Origin of the sequence: Vibrio sp. NC2, assembly GCF_025195005.1 — a bacterium.
In the GTDB taxonomy this organism is placed as follows: domain Bacteria; phylum Pseudomonadota; class Gammaproteobacteria; order Enterobacterales; family Vibrionaceae; genus Vibrio; species Vibrio splendidus.
Map to the genome: position 1 here is coordinate 1 of NZ_JANVFC010000038.1, position 6,821 is coordinate 6,821.

At 47.2% G+C, this 6,821-nt stretch carries 1 pseudogene; it reads right to left on the reverse strand.

What is annotated here, in order from left to right:
- Positions 1-6,821 (reverse strand): annotated as a pseudogene (locus tag NX845_RS23230) (hypothetical protein); the annotation flags it as partial.

Here is a 6,821-nt window from a genome sequence, read left to right on the forward strand (position 1 = left end):
TCGCTAGCTGTGTGGTCTAGATTTCGGTTTGGTTCGAAGCGTACTTCACCTTCAAGAGTGATGAACAACTCGCCTTCCGTGAAGCTAAATTGCTGCTCACCATTGTCCGTTTGATCCAGAGTTCGAACTTGCCCGTCATAAGTAAACTGAGTGATCGTCGCGCCATCGGCACTTTGCTCTGGCATCACATCGATAGTATTCGTTGTGATTGTGCCATCTGTAAGATTTGGCTCAGTGATATCTAAGGTACCATCCTGCATGATTTGGACATCATCACCGATGGTTACGTTAAGCTGAGAAACCAATGAATCATCGCCATCACTGTCGACGGCGTAGACTGGCAGATCAAAGCTCAGATCGTTATTTGCAAGGCCATCCGCATGGTCTAATGCTTCAAGTAAAGTGAAGGTGTATTGACCTAGATTTGTATCCGAGAAACTAATGGTAAAGACGTTGGTTTCAACATCCGACGCGTCTTTAACAAAACCGATGTAATCGCCAGCACTGTTAGGATCTTCTTTTAGCTGAACCGCCAAGTTGTTTGACGTTAACGTACCTAGAGTATTGAACTCTGTTGGCTCGATACGGAAAGACTCAACATCGTCACTCTCATGAGTAAACTGAATGACTTTGGTGTCACTGACCGCAGAGTTCGATGGATCAGAGCCATCGGCTAGATTCTTTTCAGATAGTGAAATTGGCGGAATGACATCAATGGTTGGAACATCACCGTCCTTAATCGTAAGTGTCACTGTTGAGGTAAGAACGTCGTCATCACCATCGTTTGACGTCACAACGATATTTTTAACGATATCGCCAACCGAATGGTCTAAATCTCGGTTTGGCTCAAAGCGCACTTCCCCTTGAGTCGTAATAAACAGTGAGCCTTCGGTGAAGGTAAACTCTTGCTCGGTCGCATCATTCGGGTCTAGAGAGTAAGCGGTGCCGTCATAGGTAAATTGAGTCACGCTCGCGCCATCGGCACTCGCGGATGTTAATACATCGAAAACGGATGTCGTTGGCGTGCCTGCAGCCAAGTCAGCAACGGTAGGCTCTTCAATCGTCAGATCACCACTTGCCATCACTTGAACATCATCAGTAATCGTCACCGATAGCGGTGACATTAACGAGTCATCACCATCGGTATCAACCGCGTAAACTGGCAAGTTAAATGTTAGGTCGTTATTGCCTTGAATTGGTGTGTGGTCAATCGCTTCCAGAAGAGTGAAGGTGTATTCACCCAAAGTGGAACTGCTGAAATCGAGAGTAAACACCGTGGTTTCGACATTCGAAATATCGGTCGTGAAGCCAATATAATTGCCAGAGCCTGTTGGTTCTTCTCGAATCTCAATGATCAAGCCGTCTGACTTGAGCGCGTTGTTAGTATTAAACTCACTTGGTTCTAAACGGAATTTCTCTACATTGTCACTTTGATGAGTGAACGAGATGGTTTCTGTTTGACTCACTGCACCCATGATTGGTGACGAGCCATCCGCTAAATCTGCTTCAGCAAGCACGATGCTTGGCACCGATTCAATGGTTGGGATATCACCATCAATAATCGTCAGTGTGACAGTGGCCGTTTCAACATCCACATCACCATCACTCGAAGTAAACACCAGTGATTTAACGATATCGCCACTCTCGTGGTCTAAATCACGGTTCGGCTCAAAGCGCACGTTACCTTCAATGGTGACGAACACGTCACCCTCAGTGAACGTAAATTTCTGCTCACCTGTGATTGTTGGATCTAGAGTTTGAGCCGTACCACCGTCATAGGTGAACTGAGTAATCACTGCGCCATCGGCACTTTGCGCCGTCATTACATCAATCGTATTGGTCGTCACCGTACCGTCAGTTAAATTCGGCTCGGTAATATCCAGCGTACCTTTCGCCATGATTTGGACGTCATCACCAATGGTCACCGACAACGGAGACATTAATGAATCATCGCCATCTGAATCCACTGCATAAACTGGTAAGTCGAAGGTCAGCTCGTTATTGTCGAGACCATCGGCATGGTCTAGCGCTTCAAGTAAAGTGAAGATGTACTCGCCTAACGTGGTGCTTGAGAAGCTCAAGGTAAAGACTGGTACTTCAGTACCAGCGTCATCAATGAAGCCGACATAGATGCCTGAGTCTGCGGGGTCTTCTTTAAGCTCAACCGCAATGTTGTTCGACGTTAACGCTCCGCCGACATTGAACTCCGTCGGTTCGATTCGGAACTTCTCAACATCATCACTTTGGTGAGTAAACGAGATAGCCTCAGTTTGACTCACCGCACTGCCGCTTGGTGTCGAGCCATCAGAAAGTTGTGTTTCAGAAAGCGTCACGCTTGGTACGGACTCGATGGTTGGAATGTCGCCATCAGTAATGGTCAGTACAACCGTAGCCGTTTCAATATCTACATCGCCATCGCTGGATGTCACCACAATCGACTTCACAATGTCTTCGCTAACCGTGTGGTCTAGATTGCGGTTTGGCTCAAAACGCACATCACCTTCAAGAGTGATAAACAACGAGCCTTCAGTGAAGATAAACTCTTGCTCGCCAGTATCGTTTTGGTCAAGCGTCAGCGGAGTCCCACCATCATAAGTGAACTCAGTTATGGTCGCGCCATCAGCACTCCGCTCTGGCATCACATCAATCGTAGTTGTGGTCACCACCCCTGCGGCCAGATCCGCGACGGTCGGCTCTTCGATATTCAGAATGCCATTACTCATGCCTTGAACATCATCTTCGATGGTCACTGTTAATGGCGACATCACTGAGTCATCACCGTCGCTGTCTACCGCATAAACAGGCAGATCAAAGCTCAAGGTGTTATTGTCGAGTCCGTCCTCGTGGTCAAGCGCTTCAAGTAGCGTAAAGGTGTAACGCCCCAACACAACGTCATCAAAATTGATGATAAAGACTTCAACTTCTTGATTTAGTGCGTTAGTCGTAAAGCCCGTGTATTCCCCTGAATCAGCCGGGAACTCGCGAAGTTCGACTTCCAAACCATTCGAAGTGAGAGTACCTAACAGATTAAATTCATCAGTCGCAATTCTGAAGTGGTCAACATCATCACTTTGTTCCGTGAATTGAATATCTTTCGTTTCACTGACTGGAGAGTTGCTTGGCGCAGAGCCATCATCAAGACTGGATTCCGACAGTGATACAGGCGGAATCACGTCAATAGTCGGAACATCACCATCAGTAATGGTCAGCGTCACTGTCGAGGTAAGAACGTCATCATCGCCATCGCTTGACGTCACAACGATATTTTTAACGATATCGCCAGCCGAGTGGTCTAAATCTCGATTAGGCTCAAAGCGTACTTCCCCCTGAGTCGTGATAAACAGTGAGCCTTCGGTGAAGGTAAACTCTTGCTCGATCGCATCATTCGGATCTAGAGAATAAGCGGTGCCGTCATAGGTAAATTGAGTCACACTAGCGCCATCGGCGCTTGGTGAAGTCAATACATCGAAAACGGATGTCGTTGGCGTACTAGCGGACAAGTCAGCTACGGTAGGCTCTTCAATCGTCAGATCGCCACTAGCCATCACTTGAACATCATCAGTAATGGTGACTGGCAGAGGTGACATTAAAGAGTCATCACCGTCGGTATCAACCGCGTAAACTGGTAGTTCGAACGTGAAGTCGTTATTGCCACGACCATCCTCATGGTCGATATTCTCCAACAGCGTAAAAGTATATTGCCCCAGAGTCGCAGCGCTAAAGCTTAATGTAAAAATCGGAGTTTCTACATTCGAGGCACTAGTTGTAAAACCGACGTAGTTACCTGATCCTGCAGGGTCCTCTTTCAAATCAATTGGAAGACCATCGGATTTCAATGAGTCATCACTATTAAACTCACTAGGCTCTAGGCGGAACTTCTCTACATTGTCACTTTGATGAGTGAACGAGATGGTTTCTGTTTGACTCAATGCACCCATGATTGGTAACGAGCCATCCGCTAAATCTGCTTCAGCAAGCGCGATGCTTGGCACCGACTCAATGGTTGGGATATCACCATCAATAATCGTCAGTGTGACAGTGGCCGTTTCAACATCGATATCGCCATCGCTTGACGTGAAGACGAGAGATTTAACGATATCGCCATCTTCGTGGTCTAAATCACGGTTTGGCTCAAAGCGCACGTTACCTTCGATGGTGACGAACACGTCACCCTCAGTGAACGTAAATTTCTGCTCACCTGTAATTGTTGGGTCTAAAGTTTGAGCCGTGCCACCGTCATAGGTGAACTGGGTAATCACTGCGCCATCGGCACTTTGCGCTGTCATTACATCAATGGTGTTGGTCGTCACCGTACCGTCAGCTAAATTCGGCTCGGTGATATCCAGCGTGCCGTTCGCCATGATTTGGACGTCATCACCAATGGTCACCGACAGCGGAGACATCAATGAATCATCGCCATCTGAGTCCACCGCATAGACTGGTAAGTCGAAGGTCAGCTCGTTATTGTCGAGACCATAGGCATGGTCTAGCGCTTCAAGTAGTGTGAAGGTGTATTCGCCTAACGTAGTACCGGAGAAGCTTAAGCTGAAGACAGGAACGTCCGTTCCAGCATCATCAATAAAGCCGACATAAACGCCAGAGTCTGCAGGGTCTTCTTTAAGCTCAACCGCAATGTTGTTCGACGTTAACGCACCACCTACATTGAACTCGGTCGGTTCGATTCGGAACTTCTCAACATCGTCACTTTGGTGAGTAAACGAGATAGTCTCAGTTTGACTCACCGCACTGCCGCTTGGTGTCGAGCCATCAGAAAGTTGTGTTTCTGATAGCGTCACGCTTGGTACGGACTCGATGGTTGGAATATCGCCATCAGTAATGGTCAGTACAACCGTTGCCGTTTCAACATCCACATCGCCATCACTGGATGTCACCACAATCGACTTCACAATGTCTTCGCTAACCGTGTGGTCTAGATTGCGGTTTGGTTCAAAACGCACATCACCTTCAAGAGTGATAAACAACTCACCTTCTGCGAAGCTAAATTGCTGCTCACCATTGTCAGTTTGATCCAATCTTCGAACTTGACCGTCATACGTAAATTGAGTGATCGTCGCACCATCAGCACTTTGCTCTGGCATCACATCGATAGTATTGGTTGTGATTGTGCCGTCTGCAAGATTTGGCTCCGTGATATCTAACGTACTATCCTGCATGATTTGGACATCATCACCGATGGTTACACTCAATTGAGAAACCAATGAATCATCGCCATCACTGTCGACGGCGTAGACTGGCAGATCAATGCTCAGATCGTTATTTGCAAGGCCATCCGCATGGTCTAATGCTTCAAGTAAAGTGAAAGTGTATTGACCTAACTTGGTATCCGAGAAGCTAATCGTGAAGACGTTGGTTTCTACGTTCGAGCCATCCGTAACATAACCGATGTAGCCGCCCGGTGTGGTTGGGTCAGCTTTCAGTTCGACTGCCAGGCCGTTTGATGTGAGAGCGCCACCAACATTGAAATCAGTCGGTTCAATGCGGAAACTTGTTACATCATCACTTTGATTAGTAAAGGTAATGGTTTGAGTTGAACTAACCGCGCTGCCACTTGGCGCAGAGCCGTCACTCAGACTTGTTTCTGACAAGCTTACTGTTGGCACATTATCAATAGTTGGGATATCACCATCGGTAATGGTCAAAGTGACGGTTGAGGTCAACACATCGTTATCGGAATCGCTAGATGTCACCACGATTGATTTCACGATGTCTTCGCTGAGTATGTGGTCTAAATTACGATTAGGCTCAAAGCGCACATCACCTTCAAGCGTGATAAACAACTCGCCTTCGGTGAAGCTAAACTGTTGCTCGCCATTATCATTTTGGTCAAGCGTTCGAAGTTGGCCATCATAAGTGAATTGCGTCACCGTTGCGCCATCAGCACTTTGATTTGGCATCACATCGAAAATCGCCGTCGTCGGTGTGCCTGCTGCTAAATCAGCGACCGTCGGCTCAGTAATATTGAGCGTACCGTCTTGCATGATTTGAACATCATCGCCGATGGTGACGTTTAACGGAGACATCAGTGAATCATCGCCATCACTGTCTACCGCGTAAACAGGTAAATCAAAGCTGAGATCGTTGTTGCCTCGGGCATCTTGATGATCCAACGCTTCGATGAGCGTGAACGTGTATTCACCTAATGACCCAGAATTAAAGCTTAATGTGAATACTGTAGTTTCTACGTTTGTGGCACTGGTCGTAAAACCAATGTAGTCACCCGACCCTGCCGGATCTTCACGTAACTCAACGGCTAAACCGTTCGATTTAAGATCGTCGTTAGTGTTGAACTCCGTTGGCTCAATACGGAAACGAACCACATCATCACTTTGATTGGTAAACGTGATGGTTTGAGTGGAGCTTACCGCGCTGCCACTCGGAGCAGAGCCATCGCTCAGGTTAGTTTCAGAAAGCGTAACACTTGGAATAACGTCAATCGTAGGGTTATCACCATCAGTGATCGTCAGCGTAACGGTTGAAGTCACCGGATCGTTATCAAAATCACTTGAGGTCACGACAATCGACTTCACGATATCTTCACTCACCGTGTGGTCTAGGTCGCGGTTCGGCTCAAAGCGCACTTCACCTTCAAGGGTGATAAACAGTTCACCTTCCGTGAAGCTGAATTGCTGCTCGCCAGTGTCATTTTGATCAAGCGTTCTTAGTTGACCGTCATAGGTGAACTGAGTGATCGTCGCGCCATCAGCACTCTGATTTGGCATCACGTCAATGGTGTTGGTTGTGATTGTGCCGTCTGCAAGATTTGGCTCGATAATATCTAACGTACCATCTTGCATGATTTG